This window comes from Corynebacterium sp. HMSC063G05, assembly GCF_001810555.1.
Taxonomy (GTDB): Bacteria; Actinomycetota; Actinomycetes; order Mycobacteriales; family Mycobacteriaceae; genus Corynebacterium; species Corynebacterium jeikeium_D.
On the sequence record NZ_KV801859.1, the window covers coordinates 36,551 to 53,321 of the forward strand.

Below are 16,771 nucleotides of genomic sequence, written 5' to 3' on the forward strand. Positions count from 1 at the left end.
GCGGCAGCATTCACTGCCATTCCTCCCTCCGGCGGCATAACCCGCATCAGGTAAAAGCGGTCGGCGTTATTCGCCCTCTCAGCCAGCGGCATCTCATCGATACCGAGTACGGCTCCCGCGGAACGTGGTACTCCCCCATCATATGACTTCGGGCTCTCCGTCACGACACCGCATCCTCAACCTCGCCTAACATGGGGACATGAACGCCTCATCAGCTGCCACTCGCACAACACGACGCGCCCTGCTTGCCGACGCCCGCCTGTACCTCTGCACCGACTCGCGCGCATCCCGCGGTGATCTGCGTGAATTCCTGCACGCCTGTTACGAAGGCGGCACCGACATCATCCAGCTGCGCGACAAGAAAGTCGACACCCGCGACGAGATTGCCGCTGTGGAGACCCTCGCCGAGGTCGCCGCTGAACACGGCAAGCTCTTCGCCGTCAATGACCGCGCCGACATTGCCGCGCTGACCGGCGCAGACATCCTGCATGTGGGTCAGGAAGACCTCACCACCGAGCAGGCCCGCCAGATCGTTGGCCCCGAGGTTCTCATCGGCCGATCCAACCGAAATCTGGACATGTTCGCCACCTCGCTTGCCGACGATGGCATCGATTACGCGGTGATCGGTCCGGTGTATGCCACCCCGACGAAGCCCGACCGTCAGCCCGTCGGAGTCGAGATGGTCCGTGAAGCTGCGGCACTCGTGCGGAGGGCGCGTGCACAGGGTTCAGCGGAGTCCCACCAGGATTCCGTGGCCGATATTGTGCGCCCGCACGACCGCGGCGCAAGTGACCCGGTAAAGCCATGGTGGGCAATCGGCGGTATCAACGCCGAGACCGCCGGCGAAGTTATCGCCGCTGGCGCGGAGCGCATTGTGGTGGTTCGCGCACTAACCGAGGCAGCAAATCCGGAAGAGGCAGCGCGTGCTCTGCGCGCTGTGGTTTCACCAAGGAGCTAGGACGCTGTGAATATTAATTCACAACAAGACGACCTTCTGACTCAAGCTAAAGCGAATAGCAATGGCCGCGCTGCGGAAATTGTTGTCCACGACGGCCCGCTACGCCAGACTCTCATCGCACTGACTGAAGGAACTGAGCTTTCCGCCCATAACTCGCCGCCCGCAGCCTCGATGCTTGTGCTTGTTGGCGAAGTTGAAATCACCGGTGCCGATAAAACCACGATTTCCGAGGGCAATCTCAAAGTGCTCACCCACGTCAAGCACGGAGTGAAGGCTCTAGCGGATTCCGTGTTTTTGCTGACCACGGTCACAGGCGTCGACGGAATCGACAGCCACGGCGACAAGTAGCAATCAGCGCCTACTCCCCGGCGAACGTCTCCAACTGCCGAATGGCACCGGAGACAATCAACAGGTCACCTGCGGTAATGCGGTCGTCGGCAAGCGCAGGGCGGAAGCGCTGACCGCGCTTTTGCACGGCGACAACCGTAACCGGTGCGCTCTGGTTAATCTCCGCCACGGTCTTATCCAGGCAATGGATCGGCGGCGCGACCTTACCGACTGCGTAGTCGCGATCGAACTCCAGGAAGTCCTGGACCTTGCCGCCGATTAGGTGCGCAATACGACGGCCGGTGTCTGCCTCCGGGCGAATGACATGGTGCACACCGATCTGGCCCAGAATCTTGGCGTGAGCCTGGTTATCGGCTTTCGCCCAAATCAGCGGTACATCCATGTCCACCAGCGCGGATGCGGTCAGTAACGACGCCTCGATATCACTGCCGATTGCAATGACCACGCGTTCGGCTTCATCGACACCGAGCTGCTTCAGTACTTCCGGCATGGTGGTGTCGGCGGTAACCACGTGATCGAAGGTCGAGGACAGCTCCTGGACCACCTTTTCGCGGTGGTCTACGCAGAGAACCTCGATACCGCCAGCGACCAGCTCCTCGCCGAGCGCCTGTCCGAAACGCCCCATGCCGAGAATGACAACAGGAGAAGAGCTGGCTTGGTTGGCGAAATGCTCTGCAAAACCAGCAAACGGGTTGAATTTCGAGTTAGCCAATGAAGGGCCTTTCTTCCGGATATTCGTAGATGCGCTGGCGTGGGCGGGCGGCCAAGGCCGTCGCCAAAGCGATCGGGCCAACACGTCCGGCGAACATCAGCACGATGAAGATTGCCTGTGCCGCCACCGGTAGATTAGCGGTGATGCCTGTGGATAGGCCTACCGTGGCGAAGGCGCTGACTACTTCAAACAGGATTTGGTCAGTAGAAAACTGTGGCGCTAGGAAACTGACGGCGATTACTGCCAGAAAAACCTGGCCAATACCGAATGCAAGAACGACGAGGGCCTGACGCAGCACTTTTGGGTTGAGGCGCCGCCGAGCCACGGACACGGAGGTGTCACCGCGAATCTCCGCGAGAACGGCGGCGAGAATGACTGCCGACGTCGTGATTTTCACGCCACCTGCAGTACCACCGGTGCCGCCGCCAATGAACATGAGGAAGTCAGTGCCCAGCAGTGTCGATGGGTGGAAGTCCGCGTAATCGAGTGCGTTGAACCCCGCGGTACGCGGGCTCACACTAGCGAAGAATGAGTTGAGTATCTTCTCCCCTGTAGTGAATCCAGACATGGCATTGGACCACTCACCAAATGCCACCATGATTGTGCCCAAAGCAATCAGCAGGATGGTGCCTTTGATAGTGAAGCGAGTAGTCAGAGACCAGCGTTTAGGCAACTGCCCTCGCGTGCGGACACTAAGCCACGCTTTCAGGTGTCGCCAGGCCTCGAGCAGAACAGAAAAACCCAGACCACCAACGATAAGAGAGAAGGCCAGCGGCAAAAGTATCCAGGCATCACTGCGGAACCCAATGACGTTGTCCGTATACAGAGCAAAACCGGCATTGTTGAAGCTTGAGATGGCATGGAACAAGCCCTCCCACGCAGCTCTCCCCCAGCCGTACCCATAACCTAGGTGGAACCGCAGCATAAGTGCCACTGCCACAACAAACTCCACCAACAGCGTGAAGCTAACGGCAGCACGGACAACCCATGAGATCTCGCCCATGTCCATACCGCGGCCCTCAACGCGCGCACCAGCACGGCGGTTAAGGCCGAGTCTTCCCGCAACGAAGAGGCCAAAAAGTGAAGCCAAGGTCATGAACCCAAGGCCACCCAGCTGAATCAACAGCATGATGACAACCTTGCCGAAGGTTGACCAATGGGTAGCCGTATCTACGGTGATCAGGCCGGTCAGGCTTGTTGCCGAGGTGGCTGTGAACAGAGCATCAGACAGCGCCGTGGGCAGGCACAGATTCCCAGGGCTCGGGGCACAGTGCCCCGTGGGGTGGCTATTGGCTGCCGAGATCGGCAGCATTAACAAAACCGTGCCAACGGTTATGAGGGCGACATAGCACCACACCACCAACGTCGTGGGACGAACTCCCCGACGTGATTTAGTGGTCTGCCGCGACAGCGTAATCACCATCGGAACGTTAGTCCTCGTGGCCAGCGGTGTCGAGGGGATCCGAGAATTCTGCCCCTTACGCGTACCCGACTAATAGGGGAACTACCCTACACCCCAGGCACAGTTGCGATATCCCGTACACATTTCGCGCCCAATCCCCGCCCCCACACCCCACCCGCTTTGGCTACTGCGGAAACCTTGAGTTATGGTCAGATTCATGATGACACCCCTGATGAACACACCCGCGCCGTGCGGCGCACAGTGGTGGTGGCTCGCTTAAGTCCGCGAGCAACGTCACGTCATCTCATTAATGTCGACGGCAAACCCGTCAAGTACGAGCTCGCAAGAAGATAAAACTGGCGGGCTCTTTTCTTTTGTCGGCTCGACGAAGAGAACCAGGGCCCGCTGAAATAAACAACAGCAACGAAAGGCCCCCTCAATGACTGATTACAACCCCAGCGCGGATGCCATCGCCAAGGCTTCAGCACCGACTGCAACTAGGGTGCCGTCGGCAAGCGTTAACGGCGCGGGCGAGGTGCGCGAAACCCTCTTACCTGCATTTTTCGGTCGCTTCGGCGGACAGGAAGTGCCAGAGTTCCTGCTGCCAGCTCTCGATGAACTGGAAGCGGCTTACATCGAGGCGATGAGCAATCCGGAGTTCCAGCGCGAGCTGGAAGAACTGCGTCGCGATTTCCTCGGCCGCGCGACCCCGCTGTTCGAATGCCGTCGTCTATCCACGCCGAACACGACGATTGTGCTGAAACGCGAGGACTTGAACCACGGCGGCGCGCACAAGGGCAACAATGTGGTCGGCCAGGCGCTGCTGGCAAAGCGCATGGGAAAAACCCGCCTCATTGCTGAGACAGGTGCAGGCCAGCACGGCACGGCCACCGCGATGGCCGCAGCACTGCTGGGACTTGAGTGCGAGATTTACATGGGCGCACACGATGTCGCCCGCCAGCACCCCAATGTCGAGCGCATGGAGCTCATGGGCGCGAAGGTCGTTCCCGTCACCACCGGCGAGGCCGGTTTGAAGGATGCTATTGACGAGGCACTGGTCGAGTGGAGCAAGACTCTCGACTCCACTTTCTACCTGCTGGGCACAGCCGCCGGACCGCACCCATTCCCCACTATCGTGCGTGAATTCCAGCAGGTCATCTCGGAGGAGTCACGCAGTCAGATGGCCGAGCGTTACGGCAAGCTTCCCGACGCTGTCATCGCAGCCGTCGGTGGCGGCTCCAACGCCATCGGCGCATTTGCTAACTACATCGACGACTCCGATGTCGCCCTCATTGGCGTCGAACCCGCAGGTGAGGGTCTCGACACTGACCGTCACGGCGCGCCCATCAATGCGGGCAAGACTGGTGTCCTTCACGGCATGCGCTCATTTGTCATGCTTTCCGACGACGGCGAGGTGTTGCCATCGCACTCCATCTCGGCGGGCTTGGATTACCCGTCTGTTGGCCCGGAGCACGGCATGCTGAAGGAGAATGGCCGCGCCAGCTATGTCGGAATTACCGACGAGGAGGCGCTGGAAGCGTTCCAGCTGCTCAGCCGCATGGAGGGCATTATTCCGGCGATGGAATCCTCGCATGCGCTGGCGCAGGCCATTAAGATTGCGCGACTCCGTGAAACCGACCCTGCCGCTGTTAGCGAGCTCGGGCTGCCGGTTCACGAAGGCGATGAGCCTTTGCTGTTGCTCGTGAACCTGTCGGGTCGCGGTGATAAGGATATGGAGCAGGTCCGGGAGTTCCTGAACCAGTAGGAATAACCAGTAGGGATTGCTTCCCCACTAGCTGCCTAGCAGGAATCGGACCAAAGCTAATTCTTGTTAGGCAGCACGGCGATCGTCGGCGGCGATGCCCTGCTTCGGGTTCGCCTCCACGATGGCTTCGGCAAGCAGCGATGCCAGCGCATCCTGCTTGGATTCCTTGCCGTCCTGGAAAATCGGGGACACAGTATCCATAATCTCGTTGAATGCGTTCATCAGAGGTCACCTCTCTTAAGATCTCTTTGATCTTTATTGTTGGACTTCTCCAACCGATTCTTTGCGATTCCGCAGTTGAAACGTCGTTTCATCGAATCGTTTGGAACTTATGACTTGCAACCGTAGACGACAACACAAGACCTGGCAAGCGCTAAACTTTATTTTTAGTTAACCTTTTGTTAACTTTTGGACGCTTTTTAGCTCAGGCACTGAGCCACAAACAGCGCCCCTCGACGCCGCCCCATACCTCGCTTTACTGCCGTTGATAACGGCTTCAAAAATCACGCTTTTACACAACCAAAAACAGGGCGCGGAAGTCTCTTTTGGTCAGACATAAACTATCCCCACTAAAAGCGCTTGCAGCCAACATTGAATGTGGGTTACACACCGCGCTCAATCGTCACCCCACGCAGGGATAGCCGCCAGTTCCTCAGAGGTCAACCCCATCGACAATTAAAGAAAAAGGGGCCCCTGCCAGCGGAAATAGACCACCGACAGAGCTGCCGGCTGTCAAAGATGCTGCCGCGAAGGCCACCCCACCCCACTATCGACCCAACCCCAGCCTCACTTGATGTGACCGCAGCCACAGAACCCTCAATCTGAGGCAGTTTTTCCGCCTTTACAGCAAACCGGCGATCAAGAAAACAGAGCCCCAACGGCCCCTTCCAGGAATGCCCCCAACATCGGCTCTACCAGCGACCGTCGGTAGAGGGTTTAAAGCAGCGATTCGCCCGTCGAGCACCCTATCTCGCCCGACTGAAAAACACCCCTAAAAGGGTGAGGTAAATCACACCGCGAGCGCCACTAAAAGCCGTTTTAACGACGATCAGTGAACACCCCAATACGCCGAACAGCCTCTTCCATCTCGGACGTCTCACCGGCGAAGCAGAGGCGAACCCACTGATGGCCGTTCTCTGTGTCGAAGTCGATTCCAGGGGCAACGGCCACGCCCGTTGCGGCCAACAGTTCCCGAGCCCAAGTCATGGAGTCGACGGAGTTCGGGTCGTCGTAAAGCCCTGCGATATTGGCGTAGATATAGAAACCGCCGTCGGGTGGGGCGATATTACCGAGACCGACGCGGGGCAGCCCCTCGAGCAAAACGTCGCGGTTGCGCGCGTAACGCGTCACGTGCGAATTGAGCTCGACAATGGACTCGGCGCTGAACGCCTCTACCGCGGCTTCCTGCGAAATTGCCGGCGGGCAGACAGTGAGGTTGGCTTCGAGGCGATCAAGCGGCGCACGCAGCCACTTGGGAACGATTAGCCAGCCGACGCGCCAGCCGGTCATCGAGAAGTACTTACTGACACTGCCGACCACGACCGCCGCGTCGGAGAACTCGCGTGCAGACGCACACTGTCGGCCATAAGTAATGCCGTGATAAATCTCGTCGGAAATGAGCAGGCAATCGTGCTGCTCACACCACTTCGCAATGGCACGCAGCTCGTCGGCATCGATAATGGTGCCAGTGGGATTATCCGGGCTGGTGACAATCACGGCCTTGGGCACGCGCGGAAGTGCCTCCAGGTGTTGGGCGGTGAGTTGGAAACGAGTCTCAGGACCACAGTCAATCTCGACAATGTTGGCGCCGAGCGCCTGCAGCGTATTGCGGTATGCGGGATAGCCCGGGCGCGCGAGCACGATGTCGTCGCCAACATCGAGGGCTGCGAGGAAGAGCGCTACGAAACCGCCGGAAGAACCGGTAGTGATGACAACATCAGCGACTTCCGTGGCCGTGCCGTAGTTTTCACGATGCCAGGCGGCGATGGTTTCACGCAGCTCAGGCGTGCCGACGGCCGCTGTGTAGCCCAGAACCTGATTTTCTAAATCAGCACGCGCACGGGCAATCGCGGCAGCCGGGGCCGCGGTCGCGGGCTGTCCCACGCAGAGGAATAGAGCATCACCGTGAGTACGCTGACGCTCCTGTGCGAGCGCGAGAACATCCATCACATGGAAGGGTGCGACCTCACAGCGGCGGGATGCTAGGTCGCGCTGGGGCTGGGATGCCTGCGGTGACTGCGAGGAGTTTAACGGCTGCGGTGACTGCGACGACTTTGGCGACTGCGGAGATTCGGCGTGCATACCTTCATCTTTGCAGCCACCGAGGCCACCCGGGAAATCTAGTTCAACCCGGGTGGGTGCACCAGTGAGGTATCCGAGTGCAGCCTGAACACCTCGGGCATTATTTAGATGGAAATGCGGCCCTCAACTGCAGGTAGTGCAATGTCGGTGCGGTAGTGCGAGCCCTCGAGCTTAATGGTCTTGATGGTCTCGTACGCCTTGTCGCGGGCCTCTTCCAGCGTGTCACCAACGCCGATGACGTTGAGCACACGGCCACCAGCGGAGACCAGCTCACCTGCAGCATTGCGGGCAGTACCTGCGTGGAGAATGCCATCTTCCTCGCGGCCAGGCTCTGCACCTTCAATGACATCACCCGTGCGCGTCGATACCGGGTAGCCTTCAGCGGCCAGTACAACAGTCAGAGCGTAACCATCACGCCAAGACAGCGGACCGAAGTCCGCCAATGTTCCGGTAGCAGCGGCGTTGAGCAGCTGCGCCACCGGGGACTCCAGCAGCGCCAGCACGGCCTGGGTCTCCGGGTCACCGAAACGGCAGTTGAACTCAATGACAGCCGGGCCGTCCTCGCCCCAGGCCAGACCTGCGTACAGCAGACCCTGGAACGGGCAACCGCGAGCGGCCATCTCACGAGCGACCGGCTCGCAGACCTCGGTGACAATGCGCTCAGTTGCGCCTTCCGGCAGCCAGGACAGCGGGCTGTAAGCACCCATGCCACCGGTGTTCGACCCCTCGTCGTTATTACCGACGCGCTTGTGGTCCTGAGCCGGCAACAGCGGGACGACGGTTTCGCCGTCGACCAGGCAGAACAGGGAAACTTCCGGGCCGTCCAGGAAGGACTCCAGCAGCACCGGGTTACCGGCGGCCAGAACAGCCTTTGCGTGTTCGAGAGCTTCAGCGCGGTCCTTAGTGACCACGACTCCCTTGCCAGCAGCCAGACCGTCATCCTTCACGACCCAGTTCGGGCCAAAGCGGTCAATGGCGGCCTCGATGTCTTCGTCGGAGGCCTCCGGCTGGATGGCCTCTGCCGAGGCGGTCTTTACCCCAGCCGCCTTCATGACGTCCTTAGCGAAAGCCTTGGACCCCTCAATCCGAGCTGCGTCAGCGTTCGGGCCGAAGACCGCGAAACCAGCGTCGCGCAGTGCGTCTGCCACACCCGCGACCAGCGGAACCTCAGGGCCAATAACAACCAAATCGGCCCCAATTTCCTTGGCCAGCGCAACAGCGCCAGCGGGGTCATCCACGACCAGTGGATGCATGGTTGCAATTTCACTCATACCCGCATTACCAGGGGCTACGTGAAGATCAGTAGCCTGCGGGTCCTTACTCATTGCGTACAACAGGGCGTGCTCACGGGCACCGGAGCCAATTACGAGGATGCGCATAGCAATCATCTTACTAATCAGCCCGGATAACTCTCATCGCACCCAACCCCTCAATCCGCTATTCGGGTTACCCTTGGCACATGAGCACAGTATTTACCAAGATCATCAACGGTGAACTCCCCGGTCGTTTTGTCTACCGCGATGACAAGGTCGTCGCATTTTTGACCATCGAGCCAATTGCGCCTGGTCATACGCTGGTCGTCCCTGTTGAAGAGGTGGACAAGTGGACGGACGCCTCGCCTGAGCTATGGGCCCACCTCAATGAGGTTGCCCAGAAGGTTGGTCAGGCTGTTGTCTCCGCTTTTGACGCTCCGCGTGCTGGCTACCTCATCGCCGGCTTCGAAGTTCCGCACACCCACATTCATATCTTCCCTGCCCACGATATGTCCGGGTACAACCTGCAGTCGGTGAATCGCAATCCTTCCGCAGAGTCCATGGATGAGGCCGCCGCTAAGCTACGGGAGGCCCTCGGGACTGACGAAGACGGAAAGTTGGTGCGCTAATCGCCGCTTCAAACGAGGATTTTCGGGAAGAACAACTTCCGGTAGCCCCTGCCCCTGAAGCGCAGGAACCGGAGGCGCATAAACCGGCTGCAGCTGAAGGATCAGCATCGCTCCCCTATGCCATCTTCCGTCCGCTGCGCGGTGTTTTCGAAGATAACTGGGGAGCCAAAGTATCCAAGTCCCGGCCGTGGCCGGTCATCCTCCTGCACGGAACAGGCCAGGTCAAGGGCATTTGGGAGACCCTTGGCGGTCAGTTGCGGGAAGATGGCTGGGCTGTCTTCGCGCCAGATTTTGGGCACCGTGCAACAGACCCCATCAATCAGTCCATCGACATGCTCGTGCCTTACATCAAGGCTGTCCTGCACGCCACTGACGCAAAGCACGCCGTTATCGTGGGGCACTCGCAAGGCGGCTTAATTGCCACCCTGCTTTCTCTGCGCATTTCCAAGTACATCAAGCATGTTGTCTGCCTTGCCGCGCCCAATCACGGCACCAATCTGGGCGGCATCGCTTCCAGTATCACTAAGATCCCCGGCACAAAGTCGCTGATGAGCAACTTTGTGCAGAGCTATTGGGGCGTTTCCGGTTTGGAACAGCTCACGGGTTCAAAGATGGTTTTGAACTCCAATTCCCACGATATCCTCGGTCCCGGTGTTACTTACACCTGCATTGCCACCAAGTATGACCAGCTCATTTCCCCTCCACAGTCCTGTTTCTTGGATGATGGTGACACAGGCATGGTCACCAATCTCTATGTGCAGGACACGTTCCCTCAAGCCATCGTTTTGCATGAGCAGATGGCGCACGATTGGCGCCCCCGCGCGCTTACTCGCGAGGCACTATTCAAGCTGGTAGGCGAGGATTTTGACCCAATCGAGCATGCGGAATAGACCGCTCCTAACGCGGATTTTCCCACCGACAGCCGCACATCCGTCCCTGCCAAATCCAAGTCCAGCGTCGGGGGACCTCAGAGACCCCGTTCCGGTTATCGCACTTCATGGCACGCTCGATAGTCCCGGCGCGTGGGCACCGCTTGCCGACGGACTCCGTGCCCGCGGCCGCCGAGTCTATGTACCGGCCTACGGAGACCGTGGCACTGCTGCCCTCGTAGATTCTGTCGCCGAAGTCGAGGCCTATATCAACGGAGTCTGCACTGAAACGAACTCGGACACGGTCGATATTGTGGCTCACTCGCAGGGTGGGCTACTGGCTTTCCTGCTGTTTACGCGTCTTGCAAACCATGAATGCGAGCGTTTTTCGTTTCGACGTGTCATCAGTGTGTCGGGCTCTGTCGGCGGTGTAAATCTGACTGAGATCTCCCGCATTTTGGGCTGGTGGAATGGGGCTCCTGCCCGCTGGCTAATGGGACAGGCTTTAGCCGATCAAATTGCGGTAGCGGCAGGACAATATGAACTTCCTGCAGCCAACACTGCCCCACACCTCCGAAGGCGCAAGGCAGCCACACCTGACTGGATTAATGTCATCAGCCACCATGACAACCTGGTCATTCCGTGGTCCGATACCGCGCAGAGCTTCCTGCCGGACAGTCGAGCTGTTTTGCTCGAAACCGAGCTGGAGGGCAGGTCTGTTGCGCATTGGAAGCAGCAAACAGACCCCGAAGTGATCGAACTGATCACTCGGCTATTGGCGTAGAGCTTCGACCTAGAACTTGGTCAGCGACTCGCGCGCGGTGACGACATCCGCAAGCAGCTGCTGCGCGGCTGGCGAGGGGTTATCGGAGGTGAGGGCCTCGATGACGACGTCGGGAAGCCCTGCGGCGCGGTAGTCGTCGACAGTGACATCGCCGTACTCGAGGACCCCGTGGAGCCATGCGACTGCACGCGACTCTGGTGAAATGCAGCGTCGTGCGGTGCGTTCCTGCTGGACGAGCACATCACGGTTTTCCACCCCGCGCATCCCCAGCCGTGCAAGAGTGCGAGCAGCAGAGATGAGGTTCTCACCGGCAACACAATCCTGCTGGTTCGGATTGGCCGGCGGCTTCTTACGACCACGACGGCGCACGTAGAGCTCCTGCTGACCAATACCGACCAGGGAGCCATCGCGGTTTCGGATTACAGAGGTGTATGGAACGACCGTCGAATAGCCACCTTCAGTTTCGGCCTTAAGCTTTTCGACCATCTCATCCGGCACCTCTACCTCAAGGTACGCACCATTCTTACCCGGCCGGATAAATTCAAACGACCCAGTTCGCGTCCACGCCTCGTACTTCTTGACATCCAGACGCTGCATAACCAGCGTGCCAAACAGCACATCCGTCATCGAAAACAGTGCACCGCCAAATGCCGCGCCATGCATATTCGCAGTCAGAGCGTTTAGGCGCAGCTCCAATCGCCCCTCAGACCAGTCATCCGCAATCTCAGTGATACGGATGCCGGTGCCAAACAGCGGCGGCCAAATGTTCAGCAAGAACTTTGCCTTAGCCGGGGACATCTCTTTCTCAGCAAGTTTGTACAGGGTGCGTCGCAGCGATGGACCAATAGACATAACTACTTACATTAGGTGTTGACCGGGCGAACGCGGGCATTATTGTCAGAAAACAAAAGTGTGTCAGCTTCAGCACATGTTTTACGACGGTTCCCGCGCCCCACCTTTTATTGAGACAACGACTATTTAGACAGCGAACCGTTCCGCCAGCATATTGACGCGCCGAGTGAAGAAATCCCGCAATTGCGCGTAGCGAGGATAGCCATAAATGCCGCGGTCAGCCGGGTCATCATATTCCCAGCGCTCAGTTTCTACATCTGGCGCAATGTAGTCCGATACATCGATTTTCCCCACAACAATGACCACATCCGCACTATCCGCGAGAGATGGCGTGAGCTGATGAGGATCTCCATCGCACCGTGCCCCCACCTCACAGAGTGCACGCCGCGCGTCTTCATCCAGACCGCGGTCATCATCATCGATGCTGATACCTGCTGACAAAACTGTCAGGCCCGGGGCAGCTTGCCGCAGCAGCCCTTCTAGTACGCGTGAGAGTCCCATGTTTGAACTACTGACAAAGAGCACCTCTGACATGGCTCTATCGTAGAATATTTTTCTCAGAGAAATCACCCCAGCTTGTGGGGTTTTCTGGAAGGTTTTACAGAAAAATGCCAAAAGCGCCCATAGCGCAGGCCCTTCCCCGAGACCAGCCCTATCGACGCTTATGACTTAAAAACAAAGCCCACTTTACATACGCGTGTAACTCCTGTGAAGCATGGGGCTGGAGTTACAGATGTGAATTCTCCGTGACCTGTGATTTTCCGGCTGTCGGTGTTGCGCTGTCCGGCTGTCGGTGTTGCGCTGTCCTATCGATGCAATATTCACCTATCGATACGCAGCAGCGTGGCCATAAGTGGAAAGCTCATCCATATGTCGACCGGGACTTCCGACAACGTGCGCATAAGTGACAGAAAATTCCCCCGCCCCAGCCCCCGACAGGCATTTGCCCTTTAATCTGCCTTCAAAAGAATCCTTTGCTCCCCGCCCCGGCCCCCTTAGACCGGATAAAACTGGCGGGGCCAATCGCTCGCGAATAGGAGAATCACCGTGACCGACTCTCGCGATATTAAACCTTTTGCAGCCAACCGCAGCTCCAAAGTGACCTCCATCGGCTCCATCATCGGCGCAGCAGCAGTGAGCGGCCTACTTCTCGGAGGTGTCGGTGCGGGCACCTGCTTGGCAATTCTCGATGTGCCCGAGCGCTCCGACTACGTCATGAAGACTGCGCAGCGTGAGGTACAGGCTGACATCATGGACCCGGACGATGTGCTCACCCCAGAGGAAGAAGAGCGCATGCTTCGCGATGTCTCCCTGATCGCCGCCCCTGACGTGGTCCAAGAGCTGCACTACATGGTCTTTGCCGAGAACAAGGAAAACGTTAATGACTCCGTAGAGGAGTACCTGCGCGATAACCACCAGGAGCTCATCGGCAAGGATAAGTTTGCTGATGGCCAGGTCTTCGTCGGCGTGGGCCTTGATCCGCGCCAAGCCTTCGTCTTCGCGGGTGAGGACGTGGCTGCTCAAATGAAGCTACGCAAGAATGACAGCCATCTGAAACAGTCCATCGAAGCAATTAAGCCGGGCGTGCGGGATGGCAACATTCCTGCTGGCCTCTTTGCTGGCGCAGCGGCTGCAATCGACGTAGACCGTGCTGCGGATACTCAGTACGAGGGCGCAAAAGAGGATCGGATGGGGGCGGCCGTTGGCCTCGGGGTGGCGGGCCTGAGCGTTGGCGGCGCTGGTGTCGGCCTCGCCGGCGGTATACGCCGCAGCCGACAGAAGAAGGCACAGCAGGCACGCGAGGACTGGGACTACGTGTCGCAGACCTACACCGATGTGGCGCAACGGCTAAGGGAGATTGATATTCGAGCGCACTCGCTCCAATCAGGACTGGTGGATGAGCGCCTGCGCCAGGACTGGGAGGGTTTGCGCGATGACTTCCTAGCGATCGATAGCCAGGTTGGTTCCCTCATGTCGATTCCGGCGGATGCGCCAGATGAGCAATTCCGCTCACGCTCTGAGCTCATCGCCAATGCGCGCCAACTGTGCGAGCGCGTGGAAACCGCTGAGGTCAATATTGAAAAGCTGCACCGCATTGAGAACGCTGATGCGGATGCTCGCCGCTATGAACTCTACGAGCTGGGGAAGGATCTGGCACAGGCAGGCTACTTGGCCGCAAGCATCGACTCGACGCTTGAGCGCCACGCGAAGGAGTTGGAAGATGCCGCCACTGAATTATCCAAGGAACCACACCATCCGCAGTTCATGGAGCGCTACCTAGAACTCTTGGATCGCTCCGCGCTCTTGTCGGAGCACGTGCAGTCCCAGCTGCAGAAGCGCAATGAGGCCGACGAGCGCCCCGAGCGCACGCGCATCTACGACTCTAATTTCTTCGCTGGCTCCGGCTACCACGGCTACGTGCCCTTCTATGTCGTGAGCACCTGGGATAGCGATGCCACCACTGCCCGCGACAGCTCTTCTAGTAGCGGCGGCGTCAACAGCGGGTTTAGCTCGGGGTTTTCCGGTTCAGGTGGTTCTTCCAGCTTCTAAGCCGGCTTACGGGGCAGAAGGGATGCGGACGTTCTGTTAGACGATTTCACCCCTCACGCTACTTAACCCCCTACTTTTCTCCTTTAAACCAAAGAACCCCAGGCCGGAAAACTTCCTGACCTGGGGTTTTGGAGCCGGAAATGGGATTCGAACCCGTAACCTACCGTTAGGGCACCCTGTAAAGGTTTGACCTATAATGCCATTTATGCCTGTCAAAGGCCGTTTCTCGCGCCGCACAGGGGCACCTCCCCTACTAATTTTTGAGGAAAGCCTTTGGGGAAGTGCGGAGTTTTCCGAAGTAGACCCGCAGCTAGACATACGCCACAGTCTGAGTACAAGACTTAACCCGTGGTGGCTGCGCGGTGTCGGCTAGGGGCCACACACCCCTTGCCCCAGCAACCCCTGCCCGTCGCCCCCTACCCCGCGCATAAAAAGGGACTGAGATTGCCCCCAACCCCTCAATTCCGGTTACTGCTCCTGCCACCCCACGTCGTCGGGTATGACATCCCGGCGCGGGCCCAGTCGCGCAGCCCTCGCCACTAGCATCTCGGATGCAGTACTGCAGATACCCGTCGAAGAGCTGGACACCTATCTACCAGTCCCGCAGCAGCCCGCCACTCCGCAATTCCCCCAGCCCCGACCAATCATCTAGGGCTTTGTCATGCCTTCTGCACCGAGGCAGACGCTCATACCCTTCGACAGGCCGGCGAGGCGGTAGGCGGCTAGCGGGTCACAGGCACCCGCGGCAGGCCGCCCGGCGCGGGCAACGGCGCCCCTCAATGGGCGAACACAATTGGTAAATTGGTCGTCTCAGGCTATCAGTAGTGTTGCAATGAGAGCACCTAGTGAAATAGCGAGCATCCCTAAGCAATTGACCCAAAACTCGCTACCTAGAAACTTGGCTCGGATATGTGCGATTGCTGCGGTGCAGAAGTAGGCAATGACTCCAACCATCGTCGCTATTCCAATGCCTGGTATCCAGAGCCCAATAATGAGTCCACTTGCTGCTAGGCACTTGATAACGATAAGAGCCCACCACCACTCTGTAGGAAGTCGTACTCCTCTGAGGCAGGCCTCGATGAATGCTACGGGTTTGAGCGAGAGTACCGCATCTCCGAACAAAATGGCGGCAAGAATGATGGAGGGCCAAGCAGGCGAAGATTCGAGAATCATTATTTTACTCCGTACGCGATTTTAAGACGGGAGATGGAGCTGTTCGCGTGAATGGATAGTTCGTCGGTGTCGTATGCACCGGCAGCCCAGCCAAGAAGCAACCCAAGATAAATGTTGTAAAGGATTGTTGCGAACTCTCTAGCGTCATCTTTAGGGAGCATATTGCCTAGGCGCAACACGATTTCATCTACCAAGAGAGTTCGAAGCCCGTTGAGAATCTCTCCGTTGCTTCCCTGTGTGATTAGGGCAGCGCCATACGCTTTCGATAATTCTTCCTGCCCAGTAAACATTTTCAGAAAAGGAGCGAGAACGTCGAGAAGGTTGTCTGATTGTCCGCGGAGCTCATCGTGCATGACGGTGATTCGATGTCCGACGGTCTGAACCAACAGCGACTGCTTGCTCCCGACGCTCATAACGGTTCCAACGCTGACGTTGGCTTTCTGCGCGATGGCACGCACATTTGTATCCGCGTACCCGACTGACACAAAAAGGGCATAGGCGGTGTCCAAGACTTTATTGCGCGTCGCCTCCTTTTGAGTAGCACGACTTGATTGAACTTGTTCACTGAACATGTTCAAAGCGTATCGCTGCATCAATCTACGGTCAAGTAGCGATGTGGTTATCCAAGTACATTGCCGTCATGAGAGGCGAGCGGGTTTCCTGCTTACAGGGAGGAAAGTTATAGCTGATCGTCACACCTACATGTTTTTGCTAGACCAGCTTCTCAGACCAATAGACTCGAGGATTGCCGAGCGCTTGGCCGATAAGCCTATCGAGCTTATTCCACGGCCAACGCACGACAGGGGCACCGACGACGCGGGTACTGCCTATGCGCGACGACCCATCCGGCACACGCCCCACCCTGGCAAAACTCTGGCCGGGCTCTAACATGAGCAGGCTTGCCACACCTCGCCGGCGACGATGTTGACACAGACGGATAGGGAATTACTGCCCGCGATAATATCCTGTCATGGCCTACGTCACACGGCAGCCACAGCTACGACTGGGGCCGGTAACGCCGCGTTGGCCACCTTGCAACTGGGGCATGCCTCCGTCTCTACGACCGAGGCGGCCTACATCAACCGCGCGGGTGGGTTTGCCAACTCCGCGATTATCGAGGCGTTCGCCACCGACGCACTGGCGATTTTCGGCGGCTAGTCGCTGCCCCCCCCCCC

General features: G+C 58.3%; 18 protein-coding genes and 1 riboswitch. Of the genes, 8 read left to right on the forward strand and 10 right to left on the reverse strand.

The annotated features are described in order from the left end of the window. Positions 1-6 precede the first annotated feature (6 nt). Positions 7-129: riboswitch (TPP riboswitch) on the reverse strand. Between the two features lie 70 nt (positions 130-199). Together HMPREF2751_RS07745 and HMPREF2751_RS07750 are read left to right on the forward strand one after the other, a co-directional pair. After that, positions 200-958 (forward strand): thiamine phosphate synthase, encoded by a 759-nt coding sequence (locus HMPREF2751_RS07745; RefSeq protein WP_049189686.1) that lies wholly within the window; start codon positions 200-202, stop codon positions 956-958. 6 nt (positions 959-964) lie between these two features. Further along, the gene (locus tag HMPREF2751_RS07750) at positions 965-1,306 is read left to right on the forward strand and encodes a cupin domain-containing protein (protein WP_049189687.1); all 342 of its coding nucleotides are present in this window, start codon (positions 965-967) and stop codon (positions 1,304-1,306) included. Between the two features lie 10 nt (positions 1,307-1,316). Here the strand turns inward: HMPREF2751_RS07750 and HMPREF2751_RS07755 are convergent, their stop codons facing one another. Together HMPREF2751_RS07755 and HMPREF2751_RS07760 are read right to left on the reverse strand one after the other, a co-directional pair. Beyond that, entirely contained in the window at positions 1,317-2,018 is a 702-nt protein-coding gene (locus HMPREF2751_RS07755) for a potassium channel family protein (RefSeq protein WP_048733101.1), read from the reverse strand. Next, complete coding sequence (locus HMPREF2751_RS07760) at positions 2,011-3,441, reverse strand: TrkH family potassium uptake protein (protein ID WP_048733103.1); 1,431 nt, start codon at positions 3,439-3,441, stop codon at positions 2,011-2,013. Before HMPREF2751_RS07760 ends, HMPREF2751_RS07755 begins: the two co-directional genes overlap by 8 nt. A gap of 418 nt (positions 3,442-3,859) precedes the next feature. On the opposite strand from HMPREF2751_RS07760, the gene trpB reads away from it, so the two are divergent. Beyond that, the gene (gene trpB, locus HMPREF2751_RS07765; protein WP_065421709.1) at positions 3,860-5,185 is read left to right on the forward strand and encodes a tryptophan synthase subunit beta; all 1,326 of its coding nucleotides are present in this window, start codon (positions 3,860-3,862) and stop codon (positions 5,183-5,185) included. Between the two features lie 66 nt (positions 5,186-5,251). Here the strand turns inward: trpB and HMPREF2751_RS10815 are convergent, their stop codons facing one another. The 3 genes from HMPREF2751_RS10815 to purD form a co-directional block, all read right to left on the reverse strand. After that, positions 5,252-5,407 carry a hypothetical protein gene (locus HMPREF2751_RS10815; RefSeq protein WP_162837147.1) on the reverse strand — a complete coding sequence of 52 codons (156 nt, stop codon included), beginning with the start codon at positions 5,405-5,407 and terminating at the stop codon, positions 5,252-5,254. Between the two features lie 816 nt (positions 5,408-6,223). Then, complete coding sequence (locus HMPREF2751_RS07770) at positions 6,224-7,351, reverse strand: pyridoxal phosphate-dependent aminotransferase (protein ID WP_070566925.1); 1,128 nt, start codon at positions 7,349-7,351, stop codon at positions 6,224-6,226. 239 nt (positions 7,352-7,590) lie between these two features. Further along, complete coding sequence (gene purD, locus HMPREF2751_RS07775; RefSeq protein WP_070566927.1) at positions 7,591-8,865, reverse strand: phosphoribosylamine--glycine ligase; 1,275 nt, start codon at positions 8,863-8,865, stop codon at positions 7,591-7,593. Positions 8,866-8,945: 80 nt separating this feature from the next. Between purD and HMPREF2751_RS07780 the strand changes: the two genes are divergently transcribed. From HMPREF2751_RS07780 to HMPREF2751_RS07790, 3 genes are all read left to right on the forward strand, one after another. Next, positions 8,946-9,368, forward strand: a complete 423-nt coding sequence (locus HMPREF2751_RS07780) for an HIT family protein (protein ID WP_070595805.1) — start codon at positions 8,946-8,948, stop codon at positions 9,366-9,368. Between the two features lie 203 nt (positions 9,369-9,571). After that, entirely contained in the window at positions 9,572-10,258 is a 687-nt protein-coding gene (locus HMPREF2751_RS07785; protein ID WP_255462160.1) for an esterase/lipase family protein, read from the forward strand. Beyond that, positions 10,248-11,021, forward strand: coding sequence for an alpha/beta fold hydrolase (locus HMPREF2751_RS07790; protein ID WP_016421432.1), 774 nt, complete (start codon positions 10,248-10,250; stop codon positions 11,019-11,021). The genes HMPREF2751_RS07785 and HMPREF2751_RS07790 overlap by 11 nt, the downstream gene beginning before the upstream one ends. A gap of 9 nt (positions 11,022-11,030) precedes the next feature. Here the strand turns inward: HMPREF2751_RS07790 and HMPREF2751_RS07795 are convergent, their stop codons facing one another. Together HMPREF2751_RS07795 and HMPREF2751_RS07800 are read right to left on the reverse strand one after the other, a co-directional pair. Next, positions 11,031-11,873, reverse strand: coding sequence for a PaaI family thioesterase (locus HMPREF2751_RS07795; protein ID WP_016421433.1), 843 nt, complete (start codon positions 11,871-11,873; stop codon positions 11,031-11,033). A gap of 126 nt (positions 11,874-11,999) precedes the next feature. Next, entirely contained in the window at positions 12,000-12,374 is a 375-nt protein-coding gene (locus HMPREF2751_RS07800) for a hypothetical protein (protein ID WP_141747458.1), read from the reverse strand. Positions 12,375-12,920: 546 nt separating this feature from the next. Between HMPREF2751_RS07800 and HMPREF2751_RS07805 the strand changes: the two genes are divergently transcribed. Then, a complete protein-coding gene (locus HMPREF2751_RS07805) occupies positions 12,921-14,423 on the forward strand; it encodes a hypothetical protein (protein ID WP_070549865.1) in 1,503 nt (500 codons plus the stop codon). 810 nt (positions 14,424-15,233) lie between these two features. On the opposite strand, the gene HMPREF2751_RS10940 is transcribed toward HMPREF2751_RS07805, so the two are convergent. From HMPREF2751_RS10940 to HMPREF2751_RS10765, 3 genes are all read right to left on the reverse strand, one after another. Then, positions 15,234-15,596, reverse strand: a complete 363-nt coding sequence (locus HMPREF2751_RS10940; RefSeq protein WP_016421436.1) for a DoxX family protein — start codon at positions 15,594-15,596, stop codon at positions 15,234-15,236. Then, a complete protein-coding gene (locus HMPREF2751_RS07815) occupies positions 15,596-16,168 on the reverse strand; it encodes a TetR/AcrR family transcriptional regulator (RefSeq protein ID WP_070549875.1) in 573 nt (190 codons plus the stop codon). Before HMPREF2751_RS07815 ends, HMPREF2751_RS10940 begins: the two co-directional genes overlap by 1 nt. A 139-nt stretch (positions 16,169-16,307) precedes the next feature. Continuing rightward, positions 16,308-16,487, reverse strand: coding sequence for a hypothetical protein (locus HMPREF2751_RS10765; protein WP_141744786.1), 180 nt, complete (start codon positions 16,485-16,487; stop codon positions 16,308-16,310). 132 nt (positions 16,488-16,619) lie between these two features. Here HMPREF2751_RS10765 and HMPREF2751_RS10985 point away from each other — a divergent pair, with 132 nt between their 5' ends. Further along, positions 16,620-16,754 carry a hypothetical protein gene (locus HMPREF2751_RS10985; RefSeq protein WP_256374817.1) on the forward strand — a complete coding sequence of 45 codons (135 nt, stop codon included), beginning with the start codon at positions 16,620-16,622 and terminating at the stop codon, positions 16,752-16,754. Positions 16,755-16,771 lie beyond the last annotated feature (17 nt).